The sequence below is a fragment of the Brevibacillus parabrevis genome (genome assembly GCF_003710905.1).
In the GTDB taxonomy this organism is placed as follows: domain Bacteria; phylum Bacillota; class Bacilli; order Brevibacillales; family Brevibacillaceae; genus Brevibacillus; species Brevibacillus parabrevis.
Window position 1 is genome coordinate 149354 of record NZ_RHHV01000005.1, and the last position, 17012, is coordinate 166365.

Here is a 17012-nt window from a genome sequence, read left to right on the forward strand (position 1 = left end):
GGTGTTGGTGACAGGCGGCGTTCGCTCCGGCAAGAGCCGCTTTGCCGAAGAGCTGGCCGAACAGGCTGGCGAGCGAGTTCTTTACGTAGCAACGGGGCAAGCCTGGGACGAAGAGATGAAGCAGCGGATCGAGCGGCACAAAGAGCGCCGTCCAAGTCAATGGGGAAGCGTCGAGGTAGGGGAGCGGCTTTGCGACTACGAGAGCGTTGCATCAGGCTACGGGGTCGTGCTGATTGATTGCTTGTCGACATGGGTGAGCAATCGGCTGATGAGCGTCGAGGAAGCGCAGTGGCGCAGCCAGGAGCATACCGAAGCGCTTTTGCAGGAACTGGAGGCGTGGCTTGCCCTCGTCAGCCGCTCCCCGCAAAAAGTGATCGCAGTCACCAGCGAGGTCGGCTTGGGCGGAGTGGCGATGAATCGGCTGGGCAGATGGTTCGCCGATGTGCTCGGGGATGTCAATCAACAGACTGCACGGCAGGCGGATGCCGTCTACGCGGTAATGGCCGGAATCCCGTGGAGGATCAAAGGATGAATGCATTTTGGCACGCGATTGCCTTTTTTACGCGGATTCCCGTCCCGTGGCTGCGCCCATCCGATGAGGCGTGGAAAAAAAGCGTCAACTGGTATCCGGCTGTCGGGCTGGTCATAGGTATTTTGCTATGGGGTGTCCACCAGGCAGGGCTTTCGCTCTTCAGTCCGTGGCTTGCCGCCGTGTTGACGCTCATCGTCTGGGTGTACATCACAGGCGGACTGCATCTCGACGGCTGGATGGATTTGGCGGACGGATTGGGCAGCAGCAGGCCAAAAGAACAAGTGCTTGCGATCATGAAGGACAGCCGCGTGGGTGCTTTTGGCGTGCTGGCGGCGCTTTTGCTACTGCTGCTCAAGGCGGGCGCTTTGACAGAGCTGACACATCCAGGCTGGGGGCTGCTCCTCGTTTTTGTTCCCGCAGCGGCGCGGACCCATGTCCTGCTTGCCATTCGGCTCTGGCCGTACTTGTCGGCGGATAAAGGGATCGGCAAAGGCATCAGCGCCGGATTGTCGCTGTGGGCGATCGTCATCGGCTATGTGGCTTTGCTCGCAGTTGGCTGGCTGGCAGGCGGCTGGCAGGTCGTCGCGGCGATCGCTGGATCGTGCTTGTTCGCTCTGCTGTTCTGTCGTTCGGTTGCCCGCAAGCTGGGCGGGCTGAACGGGGATTGCTACGGGGCTGTCATCGAGAGCAGCGAGGCGGTCATGCTGCTTGTACTGGTCGGGAGTTGGTGGTTATGAGGTGGGTCTGGATACGCCATGGCGAGACTGACAGCAATCGGGAACACAGATATCTCGGGCATAGCGACGTCCCTTTGAACATAGATGGAAAAAGGCAGGCGAGTGAACTGGCAGAGCGCTTGTCCCGCCAGATCGAACGGCCTGATGCGCTCTACGCCAGCGATTTGCTCCGGTGCATGGAGACGGCCCAACCGCTGGCCGACGTATGGGATGTGCCGATCATCTCTGTTCCGGCTTTGCGGGAGCTGTCTTTTGGCGACTGGGAGCTGCTGACCTACGACGAGCTGATGCAGGCGGATTGCGAGCGGGCTACGCGCTGGTACGACGATCCTTTTCACTGCTGTCCGCCCAACGGGGAAAGCCTGCAAGCGCTGGGCCACCGCGTAGACGGCTGGTTGTGCAAGCTGATGGATCGGCAACAGCGGGAGCCAAACGAAACGACCGTATTGGTTGCCCACGGCGGAGTGATTCGCTGGTTTCAGGCGGCATGGCTTGCAAAAGACCCGCGCCAATACTGGCAAGTAGACGGGCTAAAGCACGGAGAAGCGCTGTTTGCGGAGTGGGATGGGCAGCGCTGGCACAGACAAAGGCTGGGAAGCTAAAGAGAGGGACAACATGACGGAAGTGTGGGTATTGTGCGCGGCATACTTGATTGATCGGGTGGTAGGCGACCCGCGCAGCTTGCCGCATCCGGTGGTGATCATCGGATGGTGGATCACGCGGCTGGAGCGTGTCATTCGCGCTGTCGTCAAGCGGGAATCGCATTTGAAGCTGGCGGGAATCCTGTTTCCGCTCCTGATCGTGTCAGGCAGCTATGCCGCCGTCTGGCTGATTTTGTGGGTGGCTGCTCTCGTGCATCCACTGCTCGCGTGGGTGGTTGGAGCCTGGCTCATCTCCACGACGATCGCGACAAAAGGCTTGGCGGACGCTGGGCTGGAGATTGCCCGCCATCTGCTGGCAAATGACATGGCGGCGGCAAGGAGCTCCTTGTCGATGGTTGTAGGGCGTGACACGGATCAGCTCGATGAGCCGGAAATTTGCCGGGGGGCGGTGGAGACGGTAGCGGAAAACATCGTGGATGCGATTGTTTCCCCGCTGATCTACGCCGCATTGGGCGGTGCGCCACTGGCGATGGCTTATCGGGCGGCCAACACGCTTGATTCGATGGTCGGCTACAAAAATGAGAAGTACAAAAACTTGGGCTGGGCGTCCGCGCGTTTTGACGACGTGATGAATTACATACCCGCTCGCCTGACCGCGCTGCTTTTGGTCATGGCAAGCTGGCTGCAACGACTGGACTGGAGACAGTGCTGGGCGATGATCAAAAGAGACGCGCACCTGCATCCAAGTCCAAACAGCGGATTGCCGGAAGCGGGGGTGGCTGGCGCACTTGGCGTACAGCTTGGGGGTCTTAACTACTACCAGGGTGTGCCGTCCAATCGGGCAAGGCTCGGGGACCCGCATCGGCCGTTGGCTGCTGCCGATATCACGGCAACCATTCGTCTGATGTATCTCACTTCCTTGCTGTGCCTGCTTTTATGTTCGGGGATTGCAGCAGCTCTGGCACTTGTCTAGCCGGATGATGAGCGAAAAGACACCGTAAGAGTAAGACCATATAACGCCTGCATGCGACACGTATGCGATGGAAAGGGGAGGGGCCGTATGAGCGGCAAGTTGTTTGTGATCGGGTTTGGCCCGGGAAGTTTTGAACATATCACCAAGCGTGCGCGGGAAGCCCTGCAAGAATCTGACGTCATTATCGGTTACTCGACGTACGTGGATTTGATCCGCGGACTTTTGACCAATCAGGAGATCGTCAGCACCGGGATGACCGAGGAAGTGACGCGTGCGCGCGAAGCCGTGCGCCAAGCGGAAGAGGAAGGCAAAAAAGTAGCGGTGATCTCCAGTGGAGACTCCGGCGTTTACGGGATGGCGGGTCTGGTCTACGAAGTGCTGGTCGAGAAAGGCTGGACAGAGGCGACTGGCGTTCCGATCGAAATCGTTCCGGGCATCTCGGCGATCAACTCCTGTGGCGCTATTCTCGGTGCTCCGATCATGCATGACGCCTGCACGATCAGCTTGAGCGACCACTTGACGCCGTGGGAGCTGATTGCCAGACGGATCGATGCAGCCGGGATGGCTGATTTCGTCATCGCCTTGTACAACCCGCGCAGCGGTCGACGCACGCGCCAGATTGTGGAGGCGCAGCGCATCCTTTTGCAATACCGTTCGCCTGATACACCTGTCGGAATCGTGAAAAGCGCCTACCGCGAGCGCGAGACGGTCGTGGTGACGACACTTGCGCAAATGCTGGAGCACGACATCGGCATGTTGACGACGGTCATCATCGGGAACTCTTCGACGTTCGTGTACGATGGCAAAATGATTACGCCGCGCGGCTACCAGCGCAAATACACGCTGTCGGCAGACGAACAGCCGCTCAAGCCGCATCAACGGCTGCGCGTGGAAAATGAACCGTGGTCATTGGAAGCAGGCGACGAAAGCGTGGGCACGACTGCCCCAAAGACAGTAGAGCCAGCAAGTGAGCGACCTGTGCTGGCGACTGATGTGGAAAGTCCGTCGGCTGCTGGTCAAGCCGGACTAGCCGGAAGTGCAACGAGTACGGCTGTCCTGGAAGCTCCTCCGGTGGAACAGGCAGCGCAAACGGTTGCTCCCCAGGCAGAGCGCTCGCCGCTCGATTGGGCCATGCAAGCGCTGAGTGCCGTCAATACGGCAAAAGGCATCGAAACGAAGCCTGCCCAAGCAAGCGCTGTTCGTACGGCTTCATCGTTTCAGCCGGAAATGATTTTTGAGTTCGCCGTCAGTCCCGGTGTCGCCAACAAAAAAATCACGCCGATGCAGATGATGGCGATCGCCGAAGTCGCAGGAGAAAAAGGCGAGATCGAATATACCCCGCACCACCAGATCATCATGCGTGTGCCGACTGCTGATCCGGAAAGCGTGACCAGCCGTTTGCGCGAGCTGGGGCTTATCCTCAGCCCGATCGGGGATGTGTTGCAGGTGAAGGCGTGCGATTTTTGCGATGGCGAGAAAAAAGACAGCATCCCGTACGCGGAGGAGCTGCACCAGCGGCTGGGTGGCAAGGAAATGCCCAAGGAGCTGAGAATCGGCTTTAACGGCTGCGGAATGGCCTGCTATGGAGCTGTTCAGGAGGATATCGGAATCGTGTTCCGCAAAGGCAAATTCGATTTGTTCCTGGGCGCGAAAACGGTGGGACGTAACGCGCATTCCGGCATTCCGGTTGCGGAAGGCATTGATAAAGAGGCGATTGTGCCGCTTGTCGAGCGAATCGTGAACCGATTCAAAAAAGAGGCGTTTCCGAATGAGCGCTTCCACAAGTTTTTCCAAAGGGTAGGCGAGCTGGAGGGGTATGCCTGGTACGAACCTGCCAAAGCGGAAATCGAGAACGCCGCTTGCGGAGATTGACAGACGATCAATAGATAGCGGAGTTGACCGAAAACGAGGGGGAAACGAAATGGACGCGGTTTTATTTGTAGGACATGGAAGCAAGGACCCGGAAGGCAACGAAGAGATTCGCCAGTTTGTCGCTTCCCTTGCGCCTGAGCTGGATGTGCCGATTATCGAGACGTGCTTTCTCGAGTTTGCCAGACCAGACATGCTGCAAGGATTGAATACGTGTGTAGCGAGAGGAGCGACGCGGGTAGCGGTTATTCCGATCATCCTGTTCTCTGCGGGTCATGCGAAAATCCACATCCCGGCGGCGATTGACGAAGCGAAGGAGCTGCACCCGCACGTACAGTTCATCTACGGTCGTCCGATCGGCATTCACGAAGAAGTGATCAACATTTTGTCTACACGCATGGCAGAAGCGGGCTTTGCTTCCGGTGAAGATTACGACGATCTGGCTGTGCTCGTCATCGGGCGCGGCAGCAGCGACGCGGATGCCAACAGTGATATTTACAAAATGTCCCGCCTTTTCTGGGAGCGTTACAAGGCGCCTTTGGTCGAGACAGCTTTCATGGGTGTGACCTACCCGCTGTACGACGAGGGAGTGGAGCGCTGCCTGAAGCTTGGCGCCAAGCGCATCGTGCTGCTGCCGTACTTCCTGTTTACAGGTGTGCTGATCAAACGGATGAGCGATCAACTGGAGAAGTTCCGCGCGCAATATCCGGATGCCCAGTTTGAGATGGCCGAGTATTTCGGTTTCCACCCGTTGCTGAAAGAAGTGCTCAAGGATCGCGTCGAGGAAGCTTTGCACGGGGAAGTGAAGCTGAACTGTGACACCTGTCAGTACAGACTGGCAGCGATGGAGCATATCGACCACCATCACCACCACCATGATGACGATCACGGACATGGACATCACCACCACCATCACGGGCATCATCATGATCACGATCACCACCATGACCATGATCATCACCATGACCACGATCATAACCATGACCACGATCATAACCATGACCACGATCATCACCATGCTCACGATCATAACCATAACCACGATCATGATCACGACCATGATCACAAACACGACCACAAGCATGACCACGTAACCAAGTAGGAGGAGACACAGCATGATTCTCGTATTGGCTGGAACGAGCGACGCGCGTGAATTGGCCTTGTTGATCAAGGAAAACGGCTACGATCTGCTGACCACCGTCGTAACGGACAACGCAGCGAAAAGCATGGAGGAGGCCGGTGTGCCCGTCCAGGTCGGACGCTTGACTGCCGACGACATCCAGCAGTTGATCCAGGAGAGGGGCGTGCGCTGTGTCGTTGACGCGAGCCACCCTTTTGCGGAGGAAGCCTCGAAAAACGCGATGGCGGGCGCACAAGGAGCGGGTGTTCCGTACATCCGTTACGAGCGTGAGAGCCTGGATGCGCCAGGCAGCGAAAAGCTGATCATCGTCGAGGATTACGTGCAAGCAGCCGAGCTTGCGGCTGACAAGCGCGGCGTCATCATGCTGACGACTGGCAGCAAGACGTTGAAGACGTTCACGGATCGTCTCTTGGGCCTGCCGGACACGACATTGGTTGCCCGCATGCTGCCGCGGCTCGACAATATGCAAAAATGCGAAGAACTCGGCGTGGAGCAAAAAAACATCGTCGCCATGCAAGGGCCTTTTTCCAAAGAGCTGAACAAAGCGCTCTACGCCCACTATGGCGTGACGCTGATGATTACGAAAGAGAGCGGCAAGGTAGGCGCTTTTGACGAAAAAGTGGAAGCAGCGCTGGAAATGGGCATCGAGACAATCGTCATCGGACGTCCGAAAATCGATTACGGCACCAAGTTTTCCGACTACCAAAGCGTGCTGAACCAGCTTAAAGAGGTCGTGCAATAACACGGCATGCCGCCTGTATAAACAAGCATCCAAACAAGTGACTGGAGGAAACCAACCATGGACTTCAAAACCGAATTTAAGCCTTTGACTGTACAACCGCAAGAGATCGAGGACATGAGCTTTCAAATCATTACCGACGAGCTGGGCGAGCACCCGTTTACAGAGGAACAATACCCTGTCGTGCAGCGCGTCATCCACGCTTCCGCCGACTTTGATCTCGGACGCAGTCTCGTTTTCCACCCGGATGCTGTCCAATCCGGTATTCAAGCGATTCGCAGCGGAAAAATCGTCGTGGCGGACGTGCAAATGGTTCAAGTCGGCATCAGCAAAAACCGGATTGAGAAATTCGGCGGCGAAGTGAAAGTATACATCTCTGACCGCGACGTCATGGAAGAAGCAAAACGCCTCAACACCACTCGTGCGATTATTTCCATGCGCAAAGCTGTGAAGGAAGCAGACGGAGGAATTTTCTGCATCGGTAACGCGCCGACAGCTCTGTTGGAGCTGATTCGCATGGTGAAGGAAGGGGAAGCGAAGCCAGGACTTGTCATCGGAATGCCAGTAGGCTTCGTATCTGCGGCGGAGTCCAAGGAAGAGCTGGCGAAGCTCGACATTCCTTTCATCACCAACATCGGGCGCAAAGGCGGAAGCCCTGTAACTGTAGCGGCATTGAATGCCATCTCCATCATGGCGGAACGGTTGGGCTAAGCAGATGGCAGCCAAAGCAGCATCGGACGAAAAAGAGGCGAAACCCCTCCGCCACGGCTACACAACTGGATCATGCGCAACGGCGACGACCAAGGCTGCTTTGATAGCGCTGATAACCCAGGAGCCGCAAAGGGAGGCTACGATCCGCCTGCCGATCGGGGAAGACGTGGCTTTCCAGATGGAGAGCTGCGAGTTTTCGCCGGAAAAAGCGACAGCAGCCACGATCAAGGACGGCGGTGACGACCCGGATGCCACGCATGGGGCGTTGATTCTTTCCACTGTCGAATGGTCAGACGAGCCTGGGATTATTTTGGACGGTGGCGTCGGGGTAGGACGGGTGACCAAGCCAGGGTTGCCTGTCCCGATTGGCGAGGCCGCGATCAATCCCGTTCCGCGCAAAATGATTCGCGAGACGGCTCAGGCGGTACTCGATGAGTACGGGATAGAGCGCGGGATCAAAATCGTAATTTCCGTGCCTGCGGGCGAGGAAATTGCCAAAAAAACATTGAACGGACGACTCGGCATACTCGGTGGCATTTCCATTTTGGGGACGCGCGGAATCGTGGTGCCGTTTTCCACTTCTGCTTACAAGGCAAGCGTGGCTCAGGCGATCAACGTCGCCAAAGAAGCGGGCTGCGATCACATCGTCCTCTCCACGGGCGGAAAAAGCGAGTCGTATGGAATCGCTACCTACCCGGAGCTGTCCGAGGAAGCTTTCGTGGAGATGGGCGATTTCGTCGGGTTTGCGCTCAAGCAGTGCAAGGTCAGGAAAATGCGCAAAGTGACGCTTGTCGGCATGATGGGCAAGTTTTCCAAAGTGGCGCAAGGTGTCATGATGGTTCACTCGAAAAGCGCTCCTGTCGACTTCGGGTTTTTGGCCCAGATGGCGACGGAAGCAGGTGTTTCCCAAGAGCAAGTGGACGAAATACTGGGAGCAAATACAGCCTCGCAGGTCGGGGATATGATGGCGGAGACGCCTGCCTTTTTCGAGATCATGTGCGCCAACTGCTGCCGTGCCGCCCTGAAAGAAGTAGGCGGCGGCATCGTGGTCGAAACCATCATCATTACTATGAAAGGGTCCCTGCTGGGAAGGGTGACGATCGATGACACAAGCGATGAAAGTGATCGGGATCGGGGATGACGGACAGCAAAGCTTGCTGCCGCTGTACCGGACCTGGATCGAAGAAAGTGAGCTGTTGGTTGGAGGAGAGCGGCATCTTGGCTTTTTTCCGGAGTACAAAGGGGAAAAGCGAGTTTTGAAAGGCGGATTGACCGCGATGGTCGAGGAACTGCGGTCAGAGACGCGCAAGACGGTCATTCTCGCTTCCGGCGATCCGCTCTTTTACGGGATCGGCAGCCTTTTGGCGAAAAAGCTTAATGTGGACATTTACCCGCACCTCAGCTCCATTCAGCTCGCTTTTGCCAAAATGGGCGAGGCGTGGCAAGATGCGACATTGCTCAGCGTACACGGCCGCAGCATCAAAGGGCTGGCGCAGCGGATGGACGGCAAGGACAAAGTTGCGCTGCTCACCGATCGGGAAAACACGCCTGCGGCGATCGCCAAGTATTTGCTGTCGTTTCAGATGACCGAATACGATGCGTTCGTGGCGGAAAACTTGGGCAGCGAAGACGAGCGGACAGGCTGGTACGCTTTGCAGGACATGGCTGACGGCGTCTTTTCCGATTTGAATGTCGTGATTTTGAAAAAGCGTCGGCCAAGCCCGGTCTGGCCGTTTGGGATTGCGGACGAGGAGTTTTCCCAGCGCAAGCCGGACAAGGGACTGATTACGAAAAAAGAAGTGCGCATTTTAAGCATCGCCCAACTGCAATTGCACGCCAAAAGCATCGTTTGGGACATCGGCACCTGCACAGGCTCCGTCGCGATCGAGGCAGCGCGAATCGCACGCGAAGGCGAAGTGTACGGCGTGGAGAAAAATGCGGACGACCTGGAAAACTGCCGCCAAAACATGGCGAAGTTTCGCACCGATCTGACTGTTGTGAATGCCCGCGCGCCAAAAGGACTGGATGAGTTCCCCGACCCGGATGCCGTCTTTATCGGGGGCAGCGGCGGAGAATTGCGCGAGCTTCTGAACATTTGCTGCACGCGGCTTCGGGCAGGCGGACGCATCGTGGTCAACGCAGCGACGATTGAGACGTTGTACGAAGCGACGCAAGCTTTTGCAGAGGAAGGCTTCGAAACATCGGTCACGCTGGCGCAGCTGTCGCGCAGCAAGCCGATTTTGTCTTTGACCCGTTTTGAAGCGTTGAATCCGATCTACATCATTACGGCCTGGGCCAAGCAGGCAGAGGAACAAGGAGGAGACAGCAAGTGACCAAGATCGGAACATTGTACGGGCTGGGAGTCGGCCCTGGCGATCCAGAATTGATTACTGTCAAGGCATTCCGCCTGCTGCAGCAATCCCCGGTAGTTGCGTACCCGAAAAAACGGATGGGCAGCAAAAGCTACGCCCACCAAATTGCCGAGCTGTACGTGCAGCCGCAAGACAAGGAAATGCTCGGACTCGTCTTCCCGATGACACGCGACAAAGAAATTTTGGAGCGCGAGTGGAACAAAACGGTCGAAATCGTCTGGGAGCGTCTGTCCGAAGGCAAAGACGTCGCGTTTGTGACCGAAGGCGATCCGATGTTTTACAGTACGTTCATCCACATGATGCGCGTCATGCATGAAGAGCACCCGGAAGTGCCTGTCGTAACCGTGCCGGGCGTATCTTCGTTCCTCGGAGCTGCTTCCCGCTTCAACATGCCGCTCGCGGATGGCGACGAGCAAATCGGGATCATTCCGGCTACAGAAGACAAGGAAGCGATGCGCAAAGCGATTGAAGATCACGATACCGTCGTGTTTTTGAAGGTAGCAAAAGTGCTGCCGATGATCATCGGTTTGCTGAAAGAAATGGGACTCGCAGACAAAGCCGCTGTTGCGACAAAGGTCACTTCTTCGGAAGAAATGGTCTGGACGGACATGCGTGAACTGGAGCGGGCAGAGCTTAGCTATCTTACACTGATGGTGGTGAAAAAGGGATGAAACTGTACATAGTGGGAGCGGGTCCCGGCGACCCGGATTTGATTACCGTAAAAGGCATGAAGCTGCTGCAAAAGGCAGACGTCATTTTGTACACCGACTCGCTCGTCAACGAAGAGCTGGTTGCGCTTGGCAATCCTGATGCAGAGGTGCTGCACAGCTCGGGCATGGCGCTGGAAGAAATGGTAGAGCTGATGGTAGACCGCATCAGCAGCGGAAAAACAGTCGTGCGCTTGCATACGGGCGACCCGTCCGTGTACGGAGCGATCATGGAGCAGATCGCTTTGCTGAAAGCAAAAGGCATCGAGGTAGAGATCGTGCCAGGCGTCAGCTCCGTATTTGCGGCAGCAGCAGCAGTAGGCGCCGAATTGACCATCCCGGAGCTGACCCAGACGCTCATCCTTACCCGCGCAGAGGGGCGCACGCCTGTACCGGACAGGGAGAAGCTGCGCGCGCTTGCCGAGCATCACTGCACACTCGCTTTGTACTTGAGCGCGACTTTGACGAAAAAAGTAGTGCGTGAGCTTGTCGAGGCAGGCTGGAGCGAAGATACGCCAGTCGCTGTCGTGCAACGGGCAAGCTGGCCGGATCAGCTGATCGTGCGCACGACCTTGAGAAATTTGGACGAAGACATGGGCAAAAACGGCATTCGCAAGCACGCGATGATTTTGGCAGGCTGGGCTTTGGACCCGGATATCCATGAAAAAAGCGAACAGTACCGTTCCAAGCTGTACGATAAAACCTTCACGCACGGGTACAGAAAAGGTGTGAAAGAATGATTATCGAACTGGTTGAAGGGGAAATTCCAGCCATCCGCCAGCGCGGGGAATATGCGATCGTCGCCATCACGAAGCACGGGGTAGAGATGGCACGCGATCTGGCGCAAAAATTTCCCGGGGCAGACTTGTACTACATGAGCAAGTTCGCCCGTGGAGACGAGGAAGCGCGTGGCATCCAGCTGTTTTCCAACAGTGTGCGCATGCTGTTTCCTGCGCTTTGGCCCGCTTACAAAGGGCTGATTATCATTATTTCGCTCGGGGCGGTTGTGCGGATGATCGCTCCTTTGCTGGAAGATAAAAAGAAAGACCCGGGTGTCGTCGTCGTGGACGATCGCGGGGAAAATGTGATCAGCGTCCTGTCCGGCCACCTCGGGGGAGCCAATGAGCTGGCTCGCGAGGTATCGGCAATCATGGGCGCTCGTCCGATCATCACGACTGCTTCCGATGTACAAAAGACGATCCCTGTCGATTTGTTCGGCCGCCGTTTTGGCTGGGAGTGGGATTCGGCTGACAAGCTGACGCCAGTGAGCGCCTCTGTCGTCAACGAGGAGCATGTAGCGGTGGTCAACGAATCAGGCGAGCGCGACTGGTGGATGCACGACACGCCGATGCCGCCGTCGATCAAGGAATACAAGACGATTGCCGAAGCGCAGGCAGCCAATCCGCATGCCGCGCTCGTCGTCTCCCACCGCTTGCTTGCGCCAGAGGAGCAGACGATTTTGGACAATGGCGTCCTGTATCGTCCGAAAGTAATCGTGCTCGGAATGGGCTGCAACCGGGGAACATCTGCCGAGGAGATCGAGGCGGTCATCAAGGAGACGCTGAATGAATTGCAGTTCTCCATCAAAAGCGTCAAGGCTCTTGCGACGATTGAACTGAAAAAAGACGAGGCTGGACTGATCGCCGTATGCGAGAAGTACGGCTGGCCTTTTGTCTGGTATTCCCCGGAGGAACTGAACAAGGTGGAGATCAGTGATCCGTCCGAGACGGTATTCAAGTTCACGGGAGCGTACGGGGTAAGCGAGCCTGCGGCGAAGCTGTACGCAGGTGTCGACGAACTCGTCCTGACCAAGAAAAAATCGGGCAACGCCACTATTTCTGTCGCTTTAATGCCTTATCGTGAGGAGGAGCGCGTATGACGGATAACAGCCGCCGTATCGTAATCGCCGGAACGGGCAGTGGGGCAGGCAAGACGACCGTTACCATCGGACTGATGGCTGCCCTGATCCGCAAAGGCCATGTCGTCCAAGGCTTCAAGTGCGGCCCTGACTATATCGATCCCACTTACCATACAGCCGTAACAGGCAGAGCGTCGCGCAACCTCGACAGCTTCATGCTGGAGCATGAGGTGGTCAAAGAGATTTTCGTCCGCGGCAGCGAAGGCGCGGACATCTCGATCATCGAGGGCGTCATGGGCATGTACGACGGCAAGGAAGCGACGAGCGACAAAGGAAGCACGGCTGAAATCAGCATTTTGACAGCTTCGCCTGTGTTGCTCGTGGTCAACTGCCAAAGCATGGCGCGCAGCGCGGCTGCGATCGTCAAAGGCTTTCAGCTGCTCAATCCGCAGGCGAAAATCGTCGGTGTGATCGCCAACAAAGTCGGCAGCGAAGGGCACCACAAAATCGTCAAGGCGGCGATTGAGCAGGAGTGCGGGATTCCGGTTGTCGGCTATTTGAAACGGGAAAACGAGCTGGAAATTCCCGAGCGTCATCTCGGACTCGTGCCATCCGTGGAACGCGGCGAGCTTGCGCCTCTGTTTGCGAAGCTGGCAGACTTGATTCACGAAACGGTAGACCTCGATCTGGTTTGGGAACTGGCGAAAGCAGAGCCGCTGCAAGTGGAGCCAAAGCTGTTCGCGCCGCGTCAAGCGAACTACGACGTGACGATCGCGGTAGCGAAAGACCCGGCGTTTCATTTTTACTATCCGGAAAATTTGGAACTGCTGCAGGCGCACGGAGCGAAGCTGGCCTTTTTCTCGCCGCTGGCAGGAGAAGGCGTGCCGGAAGCAGCGGACGGCCTGTACATCGGCGGAGGCTTTCCTGAGGAGTTTGCTGCCGAGCTGTCGCAAAACGAGCTGGTGAAAGACTCGTTCCGCAAGGCGATTGCCAAAGGCTTGCCGACCTTGGCCGAGTGCGGCGGGTTCATGTTTTTGACGGAAGCGATTGTGACGACAGACGGCGAGAGCTTCCCGATGCTCGGGATCGTGCCCGGGAAGGTGACGATGCAGAAAAAGCTGGCCGCGCTTGGCTATCGGGAAGTGCGCGGCAAGGCAGGCAATTTCCTGATCGGCCCGGATGAACAGGCAAAAGGGCACGAGTTCCATTATTCGACTTATTCCAGCGAGCAACAGCTTCCTGCGGCCTATGAGACAAAAGGGCTGCGCGGAACCAAGCCAGAAGGCTTCGCAGAGGGCAATCTGGTCGCAGGCTACACGCACTTGCACTTTGGCTCCAATCCAGAGTTGGTGAAGCGGTGGCTGAGTCTGTGCGCGGAGGTGGCGGCTCGTGCCTAAAGCTCTCCCGCTGATGGTTCAGGGAACCAGCTCAGACGCAGGGAAAAGTGCGATCGCAACGGCACTTTGCCGAATTTTTGCGCAGGATGGCTACAAGACGGCTCCGTTCAAATCGCAAAACATGGCGCTGAACTCCTACGTCACGCTGGACGGGAAAGAAATCGGGCGGGCACAGGGCGTTCAGGCGGAAGCGGCCGGGATTCTCGCCACGACCGACATGAATCCGATCCTGATCAAGCCGACGCGCGATTCCGAGTCGCAAATCGTGGTGAACGGCGAGCCGTACGCCAACATGAAAGCGATGGCGTATCGCCAGGAGTTTTACGAGGAAGGACTGCGGATTATCGGCGAGGCTTACGAGCGGCTCGCCGCCGCGTATGAGCGGATCGTGATTGAGGGGGCAGGCAGTCCGGCAGAAGTCAATCTCAACGATCGCGAGCTGGTCAACATGCGGGTCGCGCGACTGACGAACGCTCCGGTCATTTTGGTGGCTGACATCGAGCGCGGCGGCGTTTTTGCCAGCCTGGTCGGCACGCTGCAACTGCTCGAACCCGAAGATCGCGACCGGGTGATCGGCGTCGTCATCAACCGTTTTCGCGGCGATTTGACGCTGTTGCAGTCAGGCTTGGACTGGTTTGAGGAGTATACGGGCAAGCCTGTGCTTGGCGTGGTGCCGTTCATTCCCGACTTGTGGATCGATGCGGAGGACTCGCTGATTTTGCATCGCTACCAGGGGCAGAGAGAGACGCCGCGCGATCTGGACATCGCGGTCTTGCGCTATCCGCGCATTTCCAATTTCACAGACGTAGACCCGTTTTTTGTGGAGCCGGATTGCCGGATGCGCTTTGTGACCCGTTTGGAAGAGCTGGGCGAGCCTGACCTCATCGTGTTGCCAGGCAGCAAAAATACGCTGGAAGACTTGCAGTTTTTGCGCGAGTCAGGGCTGGCAGACGCCGTGAAACAGCTCCATGTGCAAAAAAAATCGTACGTAGTCGGTCTGTGCGGCGGCTATCAAATGCTGGGGCTGACGATTTTGGACCCGGATGGCGTGGAATCTCCGTTGCAGCAGCTTGACGGGCTGGGGCTGATTCCGATGACGACGACGATGGAGACAAAGAAGACGACGGTTTTGTCGAGGGGCGAAGCGGTGTTTGCCGGAGAGCGGCTCGAAGTGGAAGGCTACGAGATTCATATGGGCCAGTCCGCTTATGAGCAGGTGGATGCCCCCTTTATCCAGATGGGAGAGCGCACGGAAGGCTACTGTCAGGAGGAGCGCCAACTGATCGGGACGTATTTTCACGGGTTGTTTCACAACGACCGCTTTCGTACGCTGCTATTGAACGCAATCCGTGCGAAAAAAGGGTTGGAGCCAATCGTGGAGCGTCCGTCCTTCGTGGCGCTTCGCGAGCAAGGCTACGACCTGCTGGCAGATACGGTACGCCGTCATGTGCGGATGGATGTCATTGAAGAACAGATGAAGGCTTATCAGGAAAAAGAGGTGCGTATATGATGGCAGGCTTGGAAAAGCTATTTCCGGCGATTGAGCCGCGAAACCATGAGGCAAGTGAGCAAACGAGACAACATGTGGATCAGCTGACCAAGCCGCTGGGAAGTTTGGGACGCCTGGAGGAACTGGCTGTGGAGCTGGCAGGAATGACAGGAGAGACGTTTCCGGTCGTAACGCCGCCTGGCGTACTTGTTTTCGCGGCGGATCACGGTGTCGCCGCCGAAGGGGTGTCGGCCTATCCCCAGGAAGTAACGGCGCAAATGGTGCTGAACCTGGTGAACGGTGGCGCGGGGATCAACGTGTTCGCCCGGCAAATCGGCGCGATCCAAAAATTCGTGGATGTCGGCGTGGCTGTAGAGGTAGAGGCTCCAGGAGTGACCAGCAGACGTATCCGCTCTGGCTCGGGCAACATGCTGAAAGAAGCGGCGATGTCGCCGGAAGAAGCGCGGCAGTCGCTTGCGGTCGGCATCGAGCTGGCGCAGCAGATCATCGATGAAGGAGCCAAGGTGCTGATCGTCGGTGAAGTAGGGATCGGCAACACGACAGCGAGCAGCGCGATTTTGTCCGCTTTGACGGGCGCAGACCCGGATGAGATTGTCGGGCGGGGCACAGGCTTGGACGACGCTGGCTGGCAGCGCAAAAAAGCCGTTGTCCGCGAAGCGCTCGCGCTGCATCGCCCGGATGCGGATCAGCCGCTCGACGTGCTGGCAAAAGTGGGCGGACTGGAAATCGGCGCGATGGCAGGGGCCGTGATCGGCGCTGCATCCAGACGCGTTCCGGTGTTGCTCGACGGCTTTATCGCCACCGTAGCAGCACTTTTGGCGGTGCGGTTGGAGCCAGGCGTAGCGGACTACTTGATTGCCGGTCACCGTTCCCAGGAGCCGGGACATGCTTTCGTACTGAACGTACTGGGCAAACAGCCGTTGCTCGATTTGAACCTGCGGCTTGGCGAAGGCAGCGGAGCGGCAGTGGCGTTTTCCATCGTCGAGGCATCGGCACGGATGGTGCGCGAGATGGCGACTTTTGCTTCGGCGGGAGTCAGTGACCGATGAGCGGCGCGGGAAAAGTGTACCTCGTCGGCGCTGGACCTGGTGATCCCAAGCTGATTACGGTCAAAGGGCTTGAATGCTTGCAAAAGGCTGATGTGGTCGTCTATGACCGCCTGGCTAACCCTGAATTGCTCGCTTATGCGCCTGAAACGGCAGAGCGTATTTATTGCGGCAAACTGCCTGATCATCACACGATGCGCCAGGAATCGATCAATGAAGTCCTCGCGGAGAAGGCGCTGGAAGGCAAGATCGTTGTACGCCTGAAAGGTGGCGACCCGTGCGTGTTCGGACGTGCGGGAGAAGAAGCCGAGCATCTGGCTGGGCGAGGAGTCGCTTTTGAGATCGTGCCAGGCGTCACGGCGGGAATCGCGGCTTCCGCATACGCGGGAATCCCGGTGACTCATCGCGATCACGGTTCATCTTTTGCCGTAGTGACAGGTCATCTGCGCGAAGACAAGCCGGAGCTGGCTGTGGAAAAATGGCGGGCGCTGGCGAGCGGGATCGACACGGTTGCCTTTTACATGGGCGTCGCCAATTTGCCGCTGATCCGCACGCAATTGATCAAGCACGGCCGCGACGCAGAGACGCCTGTCGCTGTCATCTCTTGGGGGACGCTGCCCAAGCAAGCGGTCGTAACGGGCACTTTGGCAAACATCGAGGAACGCTTGGCAGAGAACAGCCACGTCACCAATCCGGCGATCATTTTGGTCGGCGATGTCGTGAAAATGCGGGAAAAAATCAACTGGTTTGAGGCCACGCTTGGCGTAAACGATAGTCTTGCCGAGTAGAGCCACGGCTGGGCGGCTAGGCTAGACGGC

At 57.3% G+C, this 17012-nt stretch carries 17 protein-coding genes; all 17 read left to right on the forward strand.

All coding sequences use genetic code 11. The annotated features are described in order from the left end of the window. The first annotated feature begins 1 nt into the window (after position 1). The 17 genes from cobU (at position 2) to cobA (ending at position 16982) form a co-directional block, all read left to right on the forward strand. Positions 2 to 532 carry a bifunctional adenosylcobinamide kinase/adenosylcobinamide-phosphate guanylyltransferase gene (gene cobU, locus EDM60_RS04075; RefSeq protein ID WP_233454051.1) on the forward strand — a complete coding sequence of 177 codons (531 nt, stop codon included), beginning with the start codon at positions 2 to 4 and terminating at the stop codon, positions 530 to 532. Then, positions 529 to 1269, forward strand: coding sequence for an adenosylcobinamide-GDP ribazoletransferase (gene cobS / locus EDM60_RS04080; protein ID WP_122962804.1), 741 nt, complete (start codon positions 529 to 531; stop codon positions 1267 to 1269). The genes cobU and cobS overlap by 4 nt, the downstream gene beginning before the upstream one ends. Further along, positions 1266 to 1871 (forward strand): histidine phosphatase family protein, encoded by a 606-nt coding sequence (locus EDM60_RS04085; RefSeq protein WP_122962805.1) that lies wholly within the window; start codon positions 1266 to 1268, stop codon positions 1869 to 1871. Before cobS ends, EDM60_RS04085 begins: the two co-directional genes overlap by 4 nt. A 13-nt stretch (positions 1872 to 1884) precedes the next feature. Further along, positions 1885 to 2844: an adenosylcobinamide-phosphate synthase CbiB gene (gene cbiB / locus EDM60_RS04090; RefSeq protein ID WP_122962806.1), complete on the forward strand. Its 960-nt coding sequence runs from the start codon at positions 1885 to 1887 to the stop codon at positions 2842 to 2844. Positions 2845 to 2931: 87 nt separating this feature from the next. Next, a complete protein-coding gene (gene cobJ / locus EDM60_RS04095; RefSeq protein WP_122962807.1) occupies positions 2932 to 4716 on the forward strand; it encodes a precorrin-3B C(17)-methyltransferase in 1785 nt (594 codons plus the stop codon). A 49-nt stretch (positions 4717 to 4765) separates the two neighbouring features. Continuing rightward, positions 4766 to 5815 (forward strand): sirohydrochlorin chelatase, encoded by a 1050-nt coding sequence (locus EDM60_RS04100; RefSeq protein ID WP_122962808.1) that lies wholly within the window; start codon positions 4766 to 4768, stop codon positions 5813 to 5815. A 13-nt stretch (positions 5816 to 5828) separates the two neighbouring features. After that, positions 5829 to 6596: a precorrin-6A reductase gene (gene cobK, locus EDM60_RS04105; protein WP_122962809.1), complete on the forward strand. Its 768-nt coding sequence runs from the start codon at positions 5829 to 5831 to the stop codon at positions 6594 to 6596. Positions 6597 to 6653: 57 nt separating this feature from the next. Continuing rightward, positions 6654 to 7304: a precorrin-8X methylmutase gene (locus EDM60_RS04110; protein ID WP_063228372.1), complete on the forward strand. Its 651-nt coding sequence runs from the start codon at positions 6654 to 6656 to the stop codon at positions 7302 to 7304. A gap of 4 nt (positions 7305 to 7308) precedes the next feature. Next, positions 7309 to 8445, forward strand: coding sequence for a cobalt-precorrin-5B (C(1))-methyltransferase (locus EDM60_RS04115; protein ID WP_122962810.1), 1137 nt, complete (start codon positions 7309 to 7311; stop codon positions 8443 to 8445). Further along, positions 8408 to 9637 carry a precorrin-6y C5,15-methyltransferase (decarboxylating) subunit CbiE gene (gene cbiE, locus EDM60_RS04120; protein ID WP_122962811.1) on the forward strand — a complete coding sequence of 410 codons (1230 nt, stop codon included), beginning with the start codon at positions 8408 to 8410 and terminating at the stop codon, positions 9635 to 9637. Before EDM60_RS04115 ends, cbiE begins: the two co-directional genes overlap by 38 nt. After that, a complete protein-coding gene (gene cobI, locus EDM60_RS04125; protein WP_063228369.1) occupies positions 9634 to 10347 on the forward strand; it encodes a precorrin-2 C(20)-methyltransferase in 714 nt (237 codons plus the stop codon). Before cbiE ends, cobI begins: the two co-directional genes overlap by 4 nt. Continuing rightward, on the forward strand, positions 10344 to 11123 hold the full coding sequence (cobM, locus tag EDM60_RS04130; protein ID WP_063228368.1) for a precorrin-4 C(11)-methyltransferase: 780 nt from the start codon (positions 10344 to 10346) through the stop codon (positions 11121 to 11123). Before cobI ends, cobM begins: the two co-directional genes overlap by 4 nt. Then, positions 11120 to 12262, forward strand: a complete 1143-nt coding sequence (locus EDM60_RS04135; RefSeq protein WP_122962812.1) for a cobalt-precorrin 5A hydrolase — start codon at positions 11120 to 11122, stop codon at positions 12260 to 12262. The genes cobM and EDM60_RS04135 overlap by 4 nt, the downstream gene beginning before the upstream one ends. Next, positions 12259 to 13638 carry a cobyrinic acid a,c-diamide synthase CobB gene (locus tag EDM60_RS04140; RefSeq protein WP_122962813.1) on the forward strand — a complete coding sequence of 460 codons (1380 nt, stop codon included), beginning with the start codon at positions 12259 to 12261 and terminating at the stop codon, positions 13636 to 13638. The genes EDM60_RS04135 and EDM60_RS04140 overlap by 4 nt, the downstream gene beginning before the upstream one ends. Continuing rightward, a complete protein-coding gene (locus tag EDM60_RS04145; RefSeq protein WP_122962814.1) occupies positions 13631 to 15148 on the forward strand; it encodes a cobyric acid synthase in 1518 nt (505 codons plus the stop codon). The genes EDM60_RS04140 and EDM60_RS04145 overlap by 8 nt, the downstream gene beginning before the upstream one ends. Then, complete coding sequence (gene cobT, locus EDM60_RS04150) at positions 15145 to 16197, forward strand: nicotinate-nucleotide--dimethylbenzimidazole phosphoribosyltransferase (RefSeq protein ID WP_173596049.1); 1053 nt, start codon at positions 15145 to 15147, stop codon at positions 16195 to 16197. Before EDM60_RS04145 ends, cobT begins: the two co-directional genes overlap by 4 nt. Continuing rightward, on the forward strand, positions 16194 to 16982 hold the full coding sequence (gene cobA, locus EDM60_RS04155) for a uroporphyrinogen-III C-methyltransferase (RefSeq protein WP_122962815.1): 789 nt from the start codon (positions 16194 to 16196) through the stop codon (positions 16980 to 16982). The genes cobT and cobA overlap by 4 nt, the downstream gene beginning before the upstream one ends. Positions 16983 to 17012 lie beyond the last annotated feature (30 nt).

Coding starts and splice junctions, on each gene's coding strand:
- cobS (WP_122962804.1), top strand. CDS start 529: ATGAATGCATTTTGGCACGCGATTGCCTTTTTTACGCGGATTCCCGTC.
- EDM60_RS04085 (WP_122962805.1), top strand. CDS start 1,266: ATGAGGTGGGTCTGGATACGCCATGGCGAGACTGACAGCAATCGGGAA.
- cbiB (WP_122962806.1), top strand. CDS start 1,885: ATGACGGAAGTGTGGGTATTGTGCGCGGCATACTTGATTGATCGGGTG.
- cobJ (WP_122962807.1), top strand. CDS start 2,932: ATGAGCGGCAAGTTGTTTGTGATCGGGTTTGGCCCGGGAAGTTTTGAA.
- EDM60_RS04100 (WP_122962808.1), top strand. CDS start 4,766: ATGGACGCGGTTTTATTTGTAGGACATGGAAGCAAGGACCCGGAAGGC.
- cobK (WP_122962809.1), top strand. CDS start 5,829: ATGATTCTCGTATTGGCTGGAACGAGCGACGCGCGTGAATTGGCCTTG.
- EDM60_RS04110 (WP_063228372.1), top strand. CDS start 6,654: ATGGACTTCAAAACCGAATTTAAGCCTTTGACTGTACAACCGCAAGAG.
- EDM60_RS04115 (WP_122962810.1), top strand. CDS start 7,309: ATGGCAGCCAAAGCAGCATCGGACGAAAAAGAGGCGAAACCCCTCCGC.
- cbiE (WP_122962811.1), top strand. CDS start 8,408: ATGACACAAGCGATGAAAGTGATCGGGATCGGGGATGACGGACAGCAA.
- cobM (WP_063228368.1), top strand. CDS start 10,344: ATGAAACTGTACATAGTGGGAGCGGGTCCCGGCGACCCGGATTTGATT.
- EDM60_RS04135 (WP_122962812.1), top strand. CDS start 11,120: ATGATTATCGAACTGGTTGAAGGGGAAATTCCAGCCATCCGCCAGCGC.
- EDM60_RS04140 (WP_122962813.1), top strand. CDS start 12,259: ATGACGGATAACAGCCGCCGTATCGTAATCGCCGGAACGGGCAGTGGG.
- cobT (WP_173596049.1), top strand. CDS start 15,145: ATGATGGCAGGCTTGGAAAAGCTATTTCCGGCGATTGAGCCGCGAAAC.
- cobA (WP_122962815.1), top strand. CDS start 16,194: ATGAGCGGCGCGGGAAAAGTGTACCTCGTCGGCGCTGGACCTGGTGAT.